The organism is Mycolicibacterium lutetiense, assembly GCF_017876775.1.
GTDB lineage: Bacteria > Actinomycetota > Actinomycetes > Mycobacteriales > Mycobacteriaceae > Mycobacterium > Mycobacterium lutetiense.
In genome coordinates, this window is the sequence record NZ_JAGIOP010000002.1 from 2,362,375 (window position 1) to 2,376,807 (window position 14,433).

Consider the following 14,433-nt stretch of genomic DNA (forward strand, 5'->3'; position numbering starts at 1 on the left):
GTGTGTGACTGTCACGGCAGCACTGATCGGCCTCACCGGGTGCACCAGCATCGTGTCCGGCACGGCACAGACCAAGGCTCCGTCACCCGAGGAATCCAAGATCGAGCAGATCATGCTGCCGATCGACGAGCTCAAGGCGATCGTCGGAGCCAACAACTTGAGGTTCACCAGCAAGTCCGCGGACATGGACAACAACTTCTGGAAGGTTCGAGATCCGAAGTGCATGTCCGCGCTCTTTCCGGCCGAAGACACCGAATATCTGTTCTCCTACTGGACGGCCGTCCGCAACCAGGTGGCCCAGGATCCCGACTCCGACCACCGCCACTGGGTGCAGCAGACCACAGTGCTCTACGCGTCCGAGGCCGAAGCCCAATCCAGGCTCACCGGCGCCAAGAAGTGGTGGGGAATATGCGCGGGATCCTCAATCCCGATCCGCGAGAAATCGGGCGATGAAACCAGCGACCGCACCTGGACCATCGGCGATCTCGTCGTCGACGGAGACCTGATCAAACAGACCACCACCCGCGAAGACACCGACGGATGGGCATGCCAGCATGCCATGTCGTCGGTCTCCAACATGTCGCTCGAGGCCAAGGTGTGCGGCTATCAGATCCGGGACCAGGCAGCCACCATCGTCCACAAACTGATCGCCAATGCTCACCGCTGAAATGCGGCCGGCCGAAAGACCGTTGCGGTACGCGATTTGCGGCGTGTCAACGTACAGACACGGTCGCTCGGGGTGCTTACGGAGACGGCTTCGTCGCCGCGTGCAGCGCCACGATGCCGCCAGTCAGGTTGCGCCACTTGACCTGTGACCAGCCGGCGTCACCGATGCGCCGGGCCAGCTCGGCCTGATCCGGCCAGGCCCGGATCGACTCGGCCAAGTACACATAGGCGTCCGGGTTACTCGACACCGCGGTGGCCATCCGCGGCAACGCCTGCATCAGGTACTCCTTGTAGAGCGTGGCGAACGCACCATTGGTCGGTGTGGAGAACTCGCACACCACCAGCCGGCCGCCGGGCCGGGTCACCCGGGCCATCTCACGCAGGCCCGCCACATGGTCGACGACGTTGCGCAACCCGAAGCTGATGGTGACCGCGTCGAACACCCCATCGGCGAACGGGAGCCGGGTGGCGTCGGCGCCCACCTTCGGTACCGGGCGCGAAGCCCCGGCCGCGAGCATGCCCACCGAGAAATCCGCGGCCACACACCACGCGCCCGACGTCGACAACTCGACCGTCGACACCGCGGTGCCAGCCGCCAGGTCCAGCACCTTGTCCCCGGGGCCGATGCCCAGCGCCGCGCGGGTCTGGCGACGCCAGAACCGGTCCTGCCCCAGCGACAGCACGGTGTTGGTCAGGTCGTAGCGCCGCGCCACGGCATCGAACATCGATGCCACTTCGTGGGGGTTCTTCTCCAGACTCGCTCGGCTCACGCCGCCGACGGTACCCGTACTGATCCCTGTGAACTTCCTGCGACCGGGAATTGGCGCTCACCGGGGCGCCTTGAACATGATCATGAGCGAAAAAGTGTGGTTCATCACCGGTGCGTCGCGGGGCTTCGGCCGGGAGTGGGCGATCGCAGCCCTGGACCGGGGCGACAAGGTGGCCGCTACCGCCCGCGACACGGCGACGCTGGCCGATCTGGCAGACAAGTACGGCGCCGCGCTGCTGCCGATCCGACTGGACGTCACCGACCGCGAGGCCGACTTCGCCGCCGTCGAACAGGCCCACGATCATTTCGGCCGGCTGGACATAGTCGTCAACAACGCGGGTTACGGCCAGTTCGGGTTCATCGAAGAGTTGTCGGAGGCCGACGCCCGCGATCAGATCGATACAAACGTCTTCGGCGCACTGTGGGTCACCCAGGCCGCGCTGCCCTACCTGCGCGCCCAGGGCAGCGGACACATCATCCAGGTGTCCTCGATCGGCGGCATCACCGCGTTCCCCCTGGTCGGCATGTACCACGCGTCCAAGTGGGCCCTGGAAGGGTTCTCGCAGTCGCTGGCCCAGGAGGTCGCACCGTTCGGTATCCATGTGACGCTGATCGAGCCGGGCGGGTTCTCCACCGACTGGGCCGGATCCTCGGCCAGAATTGCTGCGCCGCTTGCCGATTACGACGAGGCCCGCGCGGCGGCGCAACGTGCCCGCGCGCAGCGCAGCGCCAAACCCGGCGACCCCAAGGCCTCGGCTGAGGCGGTACTCAAGATCGTCGACGCCGAAAACCCGCCGCTGCGTGTGTTTTTCGGCGAGCTGCCGCTGCAGCTCGCCAAGGCCGACTACGAGAGCCGGCTGGCGACCTGGGAGCAGTGGCAGCCGGTGTCGGTCCTGGCGCAGGGCTGATTTCTCTCGGCGAGATCCGGGCTGCGTTGCGGCCGAAGCCCAGTCAGGCGGCGCGCAGTTGACGCAGGCCCTGCACGGCCTCGTAGTGGCCGATCAGCTCATCGCAGATGGCGGGCCAGGTGCGGCTCAGCACGCTGCGCCGGGCAGCCACCGAATAACGGGGCCGCTCGGCGATCAGATGCTCGACAGATGCCGGCAGGGCAGACTCGAATTCATCGACGGGCAGCAGCAGCCCGGTGCGGTACGGCGCCACCAGATCCCTGGGGCCGCCGGCGTCGGGCGCGATCACCGGCAGACCGGACGCCATCGCCTCCTGCACCGCCTGGCAGAACGTCTCATGCTCGCCGGGATGGACGAACACGTCCATGCTGGCGTAGGCGGCGGCCAGTTCCGTCCCGTGCAGTTCCCCGGTGAAAACGGCGGTGGGCAAGACGGTTTGAAGCTTGGCCCGGTCCACCCCGTCACCGACCACCACCAGCTGCAGGTCGTCGCGCCCGGCCAATGCGGCCAGCCGTTCCACATGCTTCTCCGGCGCCAACCGTCCGACGAACCCGACGATCGGCTTACCGTCAGCCGACCATGACGCCCGCAACTTCTGGTCGCGGGCCGACGGGGCGAACCCGGTGATGTCGACCCCGCGTCCCCACTTGAACACCCGGGGAATGCGTTGGGCCTCCAGGTTTTCCATCGCCGAGGTGGACGGGGCCAGGGTGCGGTCGGCTTTGCCGTGCAGGCGACGGGTCCAGGCCCACGCCGCCCGGGACAGGGCGCCGACCCCGTAGCTCTCCGTGAACCCGGCGATATCGGTCTGGAACACCGCCACCGTCGGTACCCCCAGGTAGCGGGCGGCGTGCACACCACCCCAGCCGAGCAGTGCGGGTGAGGCGAGGTGCACGACATCGGGGTCGAAGCCGCGCAGCACATTCACCATCCGGGGCCGCGGTACGCCCAACGGCAGCGAGGTCACCTTGGGAAACATCCGCGAGGGCACCCGGTGCACGCGCACACCGTCATACACACGTTCGGCCGGCGGCTGACCGCGCGGGGTGTCCGGGGCGATGACGAGTACCTCGTGGCCGGTGCGGCGGAGATGCTCGATCACCCGAAGCACCGAGTTGGTGACGCCGTTGACATTCGGGAGGAAGGACTCTGCAACGATCGCAACGCGCACACCAGAATGCTCCCAGCGGCACCTGTCGCCCAGGTAGCGCCCGGGGATACGACACGCTAAAACCTGATGCGCGGGGCTAGTGTTGCGACATGCGATTGTCGCGCGTTGCTGCAGCAATGCTGGCCGTGCTGGCCTTGGGCGTTGCGGGATCCACCACCGGGTGTACCCGGTTGGTCGACGGCGCCGCCCAGGCCAACGGCAGCAAGCCCGGCAGCGAGATCACCGGGGACGGCTGGGGTATCCAGATCGGCTATCCGGATGCACCCGCCCGGATCGAGTTTTTCACCGAGCCGCAGTGCCCGGCGTGTGCGCACCTGCAGCACGAATCCGGCGACGCCATCGCCGCCGCCGTCGGCCAGGGCCGGCTGGCCGTGATCTATCGGCCCCTGACGTTTCTCGACCAGGGGATCACCGAGTACTCGGCCCATGTCGCGAACGCCATGTTCCTGGCCGCCGGCCCGAACACCACGGGGACGGCATTCCAGGCGTTCGTGCAGGATCTCTGGGGCCATCAGGAGCCCGAGGGCTCGCCCGGCCCGACCGACGACGCGCTCTCCGCCATGGCCTCCGAGAGCGGGGTCGGCGCCGAGGAAACCGACAAGATCGCCACCGGTAAGCAGGCCATCGACTCCGATCAGCTCAACGAGGCCAACGCCGAACTGCTCAGCGAAACCCAGTACGAGGTGTCCACCCCGGCGATCTACGACCTCGTCGGCGAAGAGGTCGTCGACATCAGCGACCCGGACTGGTTGGCCAAACTGCTTGCTACACCGAGGAGTTGACGGTTCCGGCGCCGGCTGCGCTGAGCCGTCGCTGCAGGAAGGCCAGCAGCCCCAGCGCCGCGGCCGCCACCAGCCAGCCCACCACCGCGATGGATCCGGCCGGGATGATCGCCAGTGACGCGTTGCGGTCACGCACCCGCACCAGGTCCGGATTGTTCTTGTCGTACTCGACGTAGATCCGCATCCCGGCGTCGAGCTCGGAGGGATACAGCACCCCGAGTTCGGGGCGGTAGGTCACCCGATCCGGCGTGACGAACTCGACGGTCGAGCGCCGCGGCCCGGCGCTGAGCACCTCGGCCGCCGCCACCCCCATGTTCCGCTCGATCTGCTGATCGTTGCGCCACGCGCCCGCCACCAGTAGCCCCGACTGCAGCGTGACCAGGCAGGCGGTGATCACCACGCCGATCCGCACCCGCCGGATAATCCGCTGCGAGCGAGTCTCCCCCGGTTCGCCGTACAGGTGTGGGATCAATGTCTGCACCAGCGCCCGGAATCGCGCCGCGATCTGCGCGGGCCTCACAGGGCCGCCTTGATCGACGCGTGCAGGGCACGCAGCGACGACCGGTCGGCCTTCACCTCCAGCACCCGCATGCCGTCGAAGGGTTCGGCCAGCGCGGCGGCGAGCGCGCCGGCCTCAACCTGTCCGCACTCGACGTGATAGGCCCGGCACAACGCCGCGATGTCCACATCGTGCGGGGTGCCGAAGATGCGCGAGGACACGTCGGAGAACCGCGGATCGCCCTGCTCCAGCAGCTCGAAGATGCCGCCACCGTTGTCGTTGGACACCACGATCGTCAAGTTGCGCGGCGTCGGCTCGGTGGGCCCGATCAACAAACCCGAGCTGTCGTGCACGAAGGTCAGATCCCCGATCAGCGCGACGGTCCGGCGCGGCCCGTTCCCGTCACCCAGCCGATCGTGCGCCAGCGCCGCGCCGATCGCGGTCGACACGGTGCCGTCGATACCGGCCACACCGCGGTTGGAACGCACCTTGACGCCCTCGGTGTTCAGCCCGACCAGTGCGGCGTCGCGCACCGGGTTGGATGCCCCAAGCACCAGCTGATCCCCGGGGCGCAGCGCATCGGCGACCACCGCGGCCACATGCAGGCCGGTGGTCAGCGGGTGCGCCGCGAGTTGTTGACGGACCGCCTCGACGGCGTGCCGGTTGACCTCGGCGCAGCGGTTCAGCCAGGCCGGATCCGGGGTGCCGGTGGTGACCGCCCGGGTCCCGGTGGCCATCGAATTGCCGGACACATCGGGCCAGCGCGGGCCGGTGGTCAACGCATAGACCGGGACCGCCGGATCGGCCAGCAGCGCCGAGACCGGCCGGTGCAGGGTAGGCCGACCCAGCATGATGACCTGCTTGGGATGCACGAGGCGCAGCGCCAGCGGATGCAGCGGGTTCGCCGGACGCGGTGCGGTGGGCTCGGCCACCGTCGGCAGCCCGGCCAGGGTGGGGTGCGCGCCGGCGCCGTGCCCGGCGATCACCACGGTGTCCGGGGTGAGGTCGATCTCGAGCGGCTGATCGAAGCTCACCGGCGGGGTGTACGTCCACGGCTTGCCGTCCGGGCGGCCCGCCGGGAACGACGCGTCCCCGTGTGCGCTGTCAGGAACCAGCGGTTCGCGCAGCGGGATGTCGAACTGCACCGGGCCGGCGTTGGCGGTGCGTGATCCGGTGGCCGCCGCCAGGACCCGGCAGGTCGCCGAACGCCACTGGGCGTTCAGGGAATCAAGCTGTTCAGGACGGTCTTCAGCCAGGCCCAGACTGACATTGGCCCGCACCTGGGTACCGAAATAGCCCAACTGCTCGAAGGTCTGGTTGGCGCCGGTGCCCAACATTTCGTAGGGCCGGTTCGCGCTCAGCACGATCAGCGGCACCCGGGCGTAATTGGCCTCCACGACCGCGGGGCCGAGATTGGCCACCGCGGTACCCGAGGTCATCGCGATGCAAACAGGGGACCGCTCGTCTGTGCCTCCCCCGACCGCGAGACCGATCGCCAGGTAGCCGGCCGTGCGCTCGTCGATGCGGACGTGCAGCCGGATCCGACCCGTGCGGTCGGCATCGGACAGCGCAAACGCCAGCGGCGCGTTACGCGAGCCCGGGCACAGCACGACGTCGCGGACACCGCCGCGGATGAGTTCGTCGACGACTACGCGCGCCTGAGCCGTCGATGGGTTCACCAGTCCACCTTATTCGTCAGTACTGGCCGGTCTGTCCGGTCTGCCCGGCCAGGAACTCGAGCAGTGCGGCGTTGACGACATCGGGCTGCTCGATGAAGCCGAGGTGGCCCGTGTCGGGGATCTCCAGGTAACGGGCCGTGGGAATCGCGTCGGCCACCTCACGACCCAGATGCGGAGGCAGCACCACATCATCGGCGAAACCCATGACCAGCACCGGAGCCGTGATGGCCTGATAAGCCGGCAGCCGGCTGACGACCGGAGCGGCGTCGGACTGGGCGACGAGACCGGGGGTCTGCTTGGTGGGCCACATGGTGAACATCTCGCTCCAGTCGCGCACCAACACGTCGTTGTTGAGTGTCTTGGGCGAAAAACTCTCCATCATCCGGAGCTTGGCGTCGAACGTCGCCGGCAACTGCACACCTGAGGCCGCAAGGTCTCGCTCGGCGGTGCGGAAGAACTCGCGCGCCCGGTCATGGCGGCCACGGGTAGCCATCAACACCGCCGACCGCACCAGATCCGGACGGGCCACCATCAGTTCCTGAGCGATGAACGAACCCATCGACACACCCACGATGTGCGCCGGAGCCGCTCCGAGCTTCTCGATCAGCTCGGCGGTGTCGGCCACCATCTGCTCGATGCCGAACCCCTGCGCGTTCTCCGTGGCGCCGATCCCGCGATTGTCGAAGGTGATGACACGGTAGCCGGCCCGCTGTAGCGCCGGGACCTGGTGCAGGTGCCAGGTGCGGCCGGCGCCCCCTCGACCGGCGATGAACAGCACCGGATCGCCCTTGCCTCGCTCCTCATATGCCAGATTCACCCGGCCGACGCTACTTGATGGCCGTCGGGGCGCTCACGCTCACGCGCTGCAGCGGTCTGAGCGCTCACGCGCTGCGAAACCCACGCACCCTCCGGATCGCCTGATCCCAGGCCAGCAACACCCCGGCCTTGAGTGGTTCGCGCTTGACCATGTCCCTGCCCAGCAGCGCGGTGGCACTGGCCTTGGTGACCGCGCTCGCCTTCGACATGTGTCCGGAATCGAACGGCGGCTGCGGGTCGTACTCGATCATCAGCTGGATGGCCCTGGCCTTCGCCTCGCCCCCGATCTGGCCGGCCAGCCACATCGCCAGGTCGATGCCCGCCGATACTCCCGCCGCGGTGACGAGCTTGCCGTCGGGGTCGGCGCGCACGATCCGCTGATCCCCCACCGGTGTGGCGCCCATCAGCTTCAACGCACTCAGCGCCGACCAGTGCGACGTGGCAGGTTTCCCGTCGAGCAGGCCCGTCGCGGCCAACACCACCGAGCCCGAGCACACCGACACCATCCAGGTGGTCCCCGGATACACCCGACGCAGCCACTCGAGCACCTTTTCGTCACGCGCCACCATGGTGGTGCCCGGCCCGCCCGGCACCAGCACCACATCGGGCGAAGGGGTTTCGTCGAACGTGTGGGTGGCGCCCACCATCAGTACGCCGGAATCGGCGGTGATGGGGCCGGGCTCGTGCCAGACGAACCGCACTTCCGTGTCGGGCAGGTTGCGCAGCACCTCGTAGGGTCCGATGAAGTCGAGCGCGGTGAAGCTCGGGTACAGCACGATGGCGATCTGCATGGTTCTTCCTTTCAGGCGAAAGTCTTGCGGTACTGGTCGGGTGAAATACCAAGGCGTCGAACGAAGTTGCGCCGCATGGTCTCGGCGGTGCCGAATCCGCAGCGGGCGGCGATGGCGGTGACGGTGTCATCGGATTCCTCGAGCTGGCGGCGGGCGGCATCGGTGCGAATGCGTTCCACGTAGGAACCGGGCGCCTCACCGACCTCGTGCGTGAACACCCGGGTGAAATGACGCGGGCTCATCGCCGCACGCCGGGCGAGCTCGGAAATACTGTGCACCCCACCGGGTTCGACCTCGATGGCTTCCTGCACCTCGCGGATGGGGGCACGTTTGGCGCGGGGCATCCAGACCGGCGCGGCGAACTGGGTCTGGCCGCCCGGCCGGCGCAGGTACAGCACCAGGTACCGCGCCACGGTCTGGGCGATGTCGGTGCCGTAGTCGTCCTCGACCAGCGACAACGCCAGGTCGATCCCCGCAGTTACCCCGGCCGCCGTCCACACCTGCTCGGAGCTGCGCACGAAGATCGGCTCGGGATCGACTGCGACCTTGGGGAATTCGTCGGCCATCCGGCGGGCCGAGGACCAGTGGGTGGTGGCGACGCAGCCGTCGAGCAGCCCGGCCTGGGCGGCCAGGAATGCGCCGGTGCAGACGCTGACGACGCGGCGGGCGTGACGTGAGGCGGTACTGATCCAGTCGATGACCGCCGGGTTGGCCCGGGCGGCATCGGCACCGATTCCGCCGGGGATGACGATCGTGTCGATCGGAGCGTGGGGGTCGGGTAGTGGCGCGGCGACGAACTCCAACCCGGTGAGCGTGGTGACGGGTTGACCGTCCACCGAGGCCACCGTGACGGCATAGCCGCCGGCCTGGCCCAGGCCGGCCAGGGCCAGGGTGGCGGTGGAGAACACGTCGAAGGGCCCCGCCAGGTCCAACGCCTGCACCCCGGCGTAGCCCAGGATCACCACCGATCGCGTCACGCCTTCAGTGTTCGCGACCGTGGCGATGGCGTCTACGCCATGCACCCCACAAATCAGGACATTCGCCGGATTGTCGGACGGTGTTGCGACGATCCGCGGCATGACCGAGTACACCTACCGCGCTCAATGGATGCCCGATGACCGCTGGTACCTGGGAATGTGTCTGGAGTTTCCCAATCTGTCGGCGAATGGCCTCACCGCACACGAGGCGATCGCCGCTGTCGAGAAGAAGGTCACCGAGGAGTTGGCGATCATCCGGGCCGCCGAAGATGAGCCGCCACAATCCCTCACCGACCATCACTACAGCGGCAGGTTGCTGGCGCGGCTCCCGCCGACGTTGCACGCCAAGCTGGCGGTGGAGGCAGCTGAACAGGGAGTGTCGTTGAACCAGTGGATGATTCACAAACTCTCGGGTCGGCCTTCGATTTCACTGAGCGATCTGTACTAGCCGCCTCGCTCGGCGGCTGGTTTCGAAGGCATAACCGACTTCGAAACCCGATATCACGGGCGGTATTACATTTCCAGAGCACAGTGCTTGTGGTCCCGCACGGTCCGAGACCGGACTTACAGCTTCTTGAGCCTGCTCACGATCTGGCTGAACTGCAACTGCGACACCAACCCCTTGCGCAGACTCCGCTGCACCGGACCCATGTTGACCATCACCAGGTACCGGACACCGTTGTCGCGCCACGCAGTCGCCTGTTCGACGATCTCGGCGGGCGTCCCGCAGAAGTACATCTCGCGCAGCAGCGACATCGGAATCGACTTGATGTAGGACAGCGCGGTCTGTTCGTCCCAGTCCTGCGGCAGGAGGTCCTGCGCACCCGAGAAACCCACACGAGCGGGTGCTGCGCGCCGTGTCGGGCATAGAAATCATCGGGGGCGATCAGTGCTCCCGCTTTGATGACCTCGGATTCCAGCGCCTCGTCGACGTCGGCGCGGTTGCGCCCCGGCACCACCATGCACCACAGGGCGGGGGTTATCGCCATCGGATCGCGCCCGGCATCGGAGGCCGCCGACCGCACGACGTCGAGACGCTGGGCGTACTCCTGCGGCGTATGGGCGAACGCGGGAAAGAACCCGTCGGCATACCGACCGGTGGCCCGCAGCATCCGTGGACCATGCCCGGCGATCCAGATCTCAGGCCACCGCCCGCGGTACGCGGGCAGGTCGAAGATCGCGTTGCGCAGCGGAAAGAATGGTGAATCACGGTTCACCAGTTGCCCTTTCGAATCCCACAGCGCCCTGATCGTGGCCATCGCCTCCTCGAACCGGGCCACCGGCTTCGCCCAGTCCACCCCGTAGGGTTCGTTGCCCTCCCGCTCCCCGGTGCCGACACCGAGGATGAACCGGCCCTTCGTCAGCAGGTTCATCGTCGCGGCAGCCTGCGCGGTGACGGCGGGGTTGCGCCGGCCCGTGTCGGTCACCGACACACCCAACGTGCGCCGGGCGACCCGATTGCGGGCAGCGAGATTGCCCAGCATCGTCCACGTCTCCAGATACGCATCGGCCGACGGCAGCATCTTGGCGCCGCCGCAGAACTTCGGCTGCCACAACGACCGGGGGAACAGCGCGTTGAGGTGGTCAGGCACCCAGAGCGAGTCCACCCGCCCGGCCACCGCGCTCAGGTAATTGGCCCTGGTGAACGTGTCCACAGCGGGGCGTGCGGCGATCAGGGGGTCCATGATGCCGACGCGGAAACGAGTCATCCAGCGAGTGTCGAACGCCCGGACCGGTTTGCTTAGAGTAAGGACCTACTCGAATGTCAGTGGGTAACACTCCCGCACCCGCTCGATCCACCATTGCCGCCGCTCCGGCGTCGCGGCCAACGCGGACAGCCGCGCGGGATCCGGAACGACCAGCTCGACCGGCAGGTAGCCGTCGACCGGCGCAGGCACCTCGGCCACGTCCGCCACGAAAAATCCTCCCGTGCCCAGCCCGCACGCATGCTCCAACTCGGGCAGTGCCGCCGCGGCCAACAGTCCCCGCGCAATGCCCACCGCGGAATCCAGAGCGCTGGACACCACGATCGGGATGTCGATCTGCGCGGCGATGTCGAGCATCCGCGACACCCCGCCCAGTGGCGCCACCTTGAGCACGGCGACGTCCGCGGCGCGGGCCCGCACCACCCGCAGCGGGTCAGACGCCTTGCGGATCGACTCATCGGCGGCGATAGGCACATCGACCTGGCGGCGCAGCGCGGCCAACTCCTCGACCGTCGCACACGGCTGTTCCAGATACTCCAGCGGTCCGTCGGCAGTCAGCGCCGCAGCGGCGGCCACGGCCTGCGGCAACGTCCAGCCGCCATTGGCGTCGACCCGCACCACCGGAACCTGCGCGCGCACCGCGTTGACCCGCGCGACGTCGTCAGCCAGTGTCTGCCCCGGCTCGGCAACCTTGACCTTGGCCGTGCGTGAACCGGGGAACCGCGCCAGCACCTCGGGCACCTGGACGGCCGGGACCGCGGGCACAGTGGCGTTGATCGGAACGCGTGCTCGGTGCACCACCGGGGCCGGCCGATACGCGGCCTCGATCCCGGCCGCCAACCACGCCGCGGCCTCGGGCGCCTCGTATTCGAGGAACGCGCCGAACTCACCCCAGCCGGCCGGGCCGTCGATCAGCGCGACTTCACGAACCGTGATGCCGCGGAAGCGAACCCGCATCGGCAGCGACACCACGTGCAGACGGTCCAGGAGATCGCCCAATGCCGGCGCCGTGTCCATCACGCCGTCAATGATGCCCAACCCGGTCAGGCAGCGCCCAGTGTCCGCTGAATGTCGGGCTTCATCTGGTTCAGCTGCGCACCCCAGTAACCCCAGGTGTGGGTGCCGGTGGGCGGGAAGTTGAACACCGCGTTGTGCCCGCCCGCCGCGACGTACTGGTCGCGGAAATTGAAATTGCTCTGCAGGGCCGTGTTTTCGAGGAAGGTCGAGGCGACGTCGTTGCCGCCCAACTCCCCCGGCGTCCCCGAACCGCAGTAGACCCAGATGCGAGTGTTGTTCGCGACCAACCGCCCCACCTGCAGCGTCGGATCATTGCGCGCCCATGCCGGATCGCCCGGCGGCCCCCACATGGCGTTGGGCGAGAAGCCACCCGAATCGCCCATCGCCAACCCGATCAGCCCGGGCCACGGACCTGCCGACGGATTCAGGAACGCCGACAACGACCCCGCATAGCTGAACTGCCCCGGGTGGTAGGCGGCGAGAATCAGCGCCGAACTGCCCGACATCGACAGTCCGACCACAGCGTTGCCCGACGTGGACACCTGCTTGTTGGCCGCCAGCCATTGCGGTAACTCACTGGTCAGGAATGTCTCCCACTTATAGGTCTGCACGCCGCCGTTGCCCGCCGCGGGCTGGTACCAGTCGGAGTAGAAGCTCGACATGCCGCCCACCGGCATGACCACCGACAGCCCGGATTTGTAGAACCACTCGAAGGCCGGGGTCTCGATGTCCCACCCGTTGAAGTCGTCGCGGGCCCGCAGGCCGTCCAACAGGTACACCGCGTGAGACCCGCCGCCCTGGAACTGGATCTTGATATCGCGACCCATGGACGCCGACGGTACCGACACCACCTCGACGGGCAAACCGGCTCTCGACCAGGCATTTGCCGTCGGCGCCGGTCCGAGCAGTCCGACCGTCATCGCCAACATCAGGGCCGACAAGATCGCCGGCCCGCGGCAAAACCCCTGCAATACATACGTATCCGCCATGTCCGCCACCCCACATCTCCGCGCACACACGTATGGCCCGAAAATACTCCGTTCGGAGCGGGAAAAACAGAGCAACGGCCAGTCAATTCACACCGTGGTGCGGTCGCGGCCCTCCCAATAGGGCTTGCGTAGATCCTTCTTGAGGATCTTGCCAGTGGGATTGCGGGGCAGTTCATCGACGATATCAACCGTCTTGGGGCACTTGTAAGCAGCCAGATGTTCCCGGGCGAACGCGATCAGTTCCTGTTCGGACACGTCCCCATCCAGTGTCACAACGGCTTTCACCGACTCGCCCCATTTCTCGTCGGGCACGCCGATCACCGCGACCTCGACGACCGCGGGATGCTCGCCCAGCACGCGCTCGACCTCGATCGAGTAGATGTTCTCCCCACCGGAGATGATCATGTCCTTGAGCCGGTCCTCGACGAAGATGTACCCGCCGTCGTCGACGCGACCGATATCGCCGGTACGGAACCAGCCCTCGGGCGTGATCGATTCCGCCGTGTCCTCCGGCCGGTTCAGGTAGCCCCGCATCAATTGCGGTGAGCGGAACCACAATTCACCCTGCTCGCCGACGGGAACCTCGGCGCCGGTATCTGGGTCGACCACCCTGACCTCGGAGCCGGGTACCACGGTGCCCGCACTCATCAGCCGCGCTTCACTGGCCGCACGGTGATCATCCGGGCCCAGCCGGCTGATCGCCCCCGACACCTCCGTCAACCCGTACACCTGGATGAACTCCGTCTCCGGCCACGCCGTCAGCGCAGAACGCAACAGCGGCAACGGCATCGGGGACGCACCGTAGGCGAAGGTCTTCAGCGCCCCGAACAGCTTCACCGCATCCTCGCCGGTGTCGAACACCTTGGCCAGCACAGCAGGCACGAGGAACGTCCGGTTCGCCCCGGCGAGGATTCCGCCGGCCAACGCCATGCCGTCGATATCACGCGTCATGAACGACGGCGCCCCGTGGTGCAGCCCCCACTGCATGTAAGACGAGCCGCCGACATGGAACAGCGGCATCGCCACCAGACTCTTGTCCCCGTCGGTGAGCGTCCAGCCCTCGAAGGCGTTGAGAGTGTGGGCGATGATGTTGGTGTGGGTCAGCGCAATGCCCTTGGGCCGGCCCGTGGTGCCCGAGGAGTACATGACGATGGCCGTGTCCTCGGGCCGCACCTCCGGCGAACGATCCACGGGTGAGGCGCCGGCGAGCAGCGCCTCATATTCGTCGCCGTCCGAGCCCTCGGGCGTCACCGTCACGATGTGCTCGACGGACGTGAGCCGGTCGGCGATCGCGTCGACGCCCGATCTGAGCTCCTCACCGACTACCAGCACCTTGGCCCCGCAGTCGTTGAGGACGTAGTCCAATTCTTCGGCCGCCAGCCGGAAGTTGATGATCGCGTTGCCCGCGCCGAGCATCCCGGCCGCAAGCGTCATCTCCACGCAGGCCGGGTGGTTCTTGTCGAGGAACGCCACCACATCACCACGCCCGACACCCCAGGCACTCAACGCACCGGCCAACCGCCGGACCCGGTCGTACCACTGCGACCAGGTCCAGGTGCGGCCCAGATAGGTGACCGCCTCCTCGTCAGGTTTGGTCGCTGCCCAGTGCGCGACGCGTTCGTCGAGGAACTTCGGAACCGGCAAATCTGACATGCCCCGAGCG

Annotated in this window: 14 protein-coding genes and 1 pseudogene; 4 read left to right on the forward strand and 11 right to left on the reverse strand. The window is 67.6% G+C overall.

Annotated elements, in window-relative coordinates:
- The first annotated feature begins 4 nt into the window (after nucleotides 1–4).
- The gene (locus tag JOF57_RS20595; RefSeq protein ID WP_209919483.1) at nucleotides 5–667 is read left to right on the forward strand and encodes a sensor domain-containing protein; all 663 of its coding nucleotides are present in this window, start codon (nucleotides 5–7) and stop codon (nucleotides 665–667) included.
- A gap of 76 nt (nucleotides 668–743) precedes the next feature.
- On the opposite strand, the gene JOF57_RS20600 is transcribed toward JOF57_RS20595, so the two are convergent.
- Entirely contained in the window at nucleotides 744–1,436 is a 693-nt protein-coding gene (locus JOF57_RS20600) for a demethylmenaquinone methyltransferase (RefSeq protein WP_209919485.1), read from the reverse strand.
- Between the two features lie 82 nt (nucleotides 1,437–1,518).
- Here JOF57_RS20600 and JOF57_RS20605 point away from each other — a divergent pair, with 82 nt between their 5' ends.
- Entirely contained in the window at nucleotides 1,519–2,343 is an 825-nt protein-coding gene (locus JOF57_RS20605; RefSeq protein WP_209919487.1) for an SDR family oxidoreductase, read from the forward strand.
- 43 nt (nucleotides 2,344–2,386) lie between these two features.
- Here the strand turns inward: JOF57_RS20605 and JOF57_RS20610 are convergent, their stop codons facing one another.
- On the reverse strand, nucleotides 2,387–3,514 hold the full coding sequence (locus JOF57_RS20610) for a glycosyltransferase family 4 protein (protein ID WP_209919489.1): 1,128 nt from the start codon (nucleotides 3,512–3,514) through the stop codon (nucleotides 2,387–2,389).
- Between the two features lie 89 nt (nucleotides 3,515–3,603).
- Here JOF57_RS20610 and JOF57_RS20615 point away from each other — a divergent pair, with 89 nt between their 5' ends.
- Nucleotides 3,604–4,296: a DsbA family protein gene (locus tag JOF57_RS20615; RefSeq protein WP_234938197.1), complete on the forward strand. Its 693-nt coding sequence runs from the start codon at nucleotides 3,604–3,606 to the stop codon at nucleotides 4,294–4,296.
- On the opposite strand, the gene JOF57_RS20620 is transcribed toward JOF57_RS20615, so the two are convergent.
- The 5 genes from JOF57_RS20620 to JOF57_RS20640 form a co-directional block, all read right to left on the reverse strand.
- Entirely contained in the window at nucleotides 4,280–4,816 is a 537-nt protein-coding gene (locus JOF57_RS20620) for a DUF3592 domain-containing protein (RefSeq protein ID WP_209919491.1), read from the reverse strand. The genes JOF57_RS20615 and JOF57_RS20620 overlap by 17 nt on opposite strands.
- Nucleotides 4,813–6,474 (reverse strand): 2-succinyl-5-enolpyruvyl-6-hydroxy-3-cyclohexene-1-carboxylic-acid synthase, encoded by a 1,662-nt coding sequence (gene menD, locus JOF57_RS20625; protein WP_209919493.1) that lies wholly within the window; start codon nucleotides 6,472–6,474, stop codon nucleotides 4,813–4,815. Before menD ends, JOF57_RS20620 begins: the two co-directional genes overlap by 4 nt.
- Nucleotides 6,475–6,490: 16 nt before the next feature.
- A complete protein-coding gene (locus tag JOF57_RS20630; protein WP_209919495.1) occupies nucleotides 6,491–7,291 on the reverse strand; it encodes an alpha/beta fold hydrolase in 801 nt (266 codons plus the stop codon).
- A gap of 64 nt (nucleotides 7,292–7,355) precedes the next feature.
- On the reverse strand, nucleotides 7,356–8,081 hold the full coding sequence (locus JOF57_RS20635) for a DJ-1/PfpI family protein (RefSeq protein ID WP_209919497.1): 726 nt from the start codon (nucleotides 8,079–8,081) through the stop codon (nucleotides 7,356–7,358).
- Between the two features lie 11 nt (nucleotides 8,082–8,092).
- Nucleotides 8,093–9,058: a GlxA family transcriptional regulator gene (locus JOF57_RS20640; protein WP_209923545.1), complete on the reverse strand. Its 966-nt coding sequence runs from the start codon at nucleotides 9,056–9,058 to the stop codon at nucleotides 8,093–8,095.
- Between the two features lie 100 nt (nucleotides 9,059–9,158).
- Here JOF57_RS20640 and JOF57_RS20645 point away from each other — a divergent pair, with 100 nt between their 5' ends.
- Nucleotides 9,159–9,506, forward strand: a complete 348-nt coding sequence (locus tag JOF57_RS20645; protein ID WP_209919499.1) for a type II toxin-antitoxin system HicB family antitoxin — start codon at nucleotides 9,159–9,161, stop codon at nucleotides 9,504–9,506.
- A gap of 116 nt (nucleotides 9,507–9,622) precedes the next feature.
- On the opposite strand, the pseudogene JOF57_RS20650 reads toward JOF57_RS20645, so the two are convergent.
- The 4 genes and pseudogenes from JOF57_RS20650 to JOF57_RS20665 form a co-directional block, all read right to left on the reverse strand.
- Nucleotides 9,623–10,767: pseudogene (locus JOF57_RS20650) on the reverse strand (LLM class flavin-dependent oxidoreductase).
- Between the two features lie 45 nt (nucleotides 10,768–10,812).
- Nucleotides 10,813–11,781, reverse strand: coding sequence for an o-succinylbenzoate synthase (locus JOF57_RS20655; RefSeq protein WP_234938731.1), 969 nt, complete (start codon nucleotides 11,779–11,781; stop codon nucleotides 10,813–10,815).
- A 26-nt stretch (nucleotides 11,782–11,807) separates the two neighbouring features.
- Nucleotides 11,808–12,710, reverse strand: a complete 903-nt coding sequence (locus JOF57_RS20660) for an esterase family protein (protein ID WP_234938732.1) — start codon at nucleotides 12,708–12,710, stop codon at nucleotides 11,808–11,810.
- 147 nt (nucleotides 12,711–12,857) lie between these two features.
- Nucleotides 12,858–14,423, reverse strand: coding sequence for a long-chain-fatty-acid--CoA ligase (locus tag JOF57_RS20665; RefSeq protein ID WP_209919505.1), 1,566 nt, complete (start codon nucleotides 14,421–14,423; stop codon nucleotides 12,858–12,860).
- Nucleotides 14,424–14,433 lie beyond the last annotated feature (10 nt).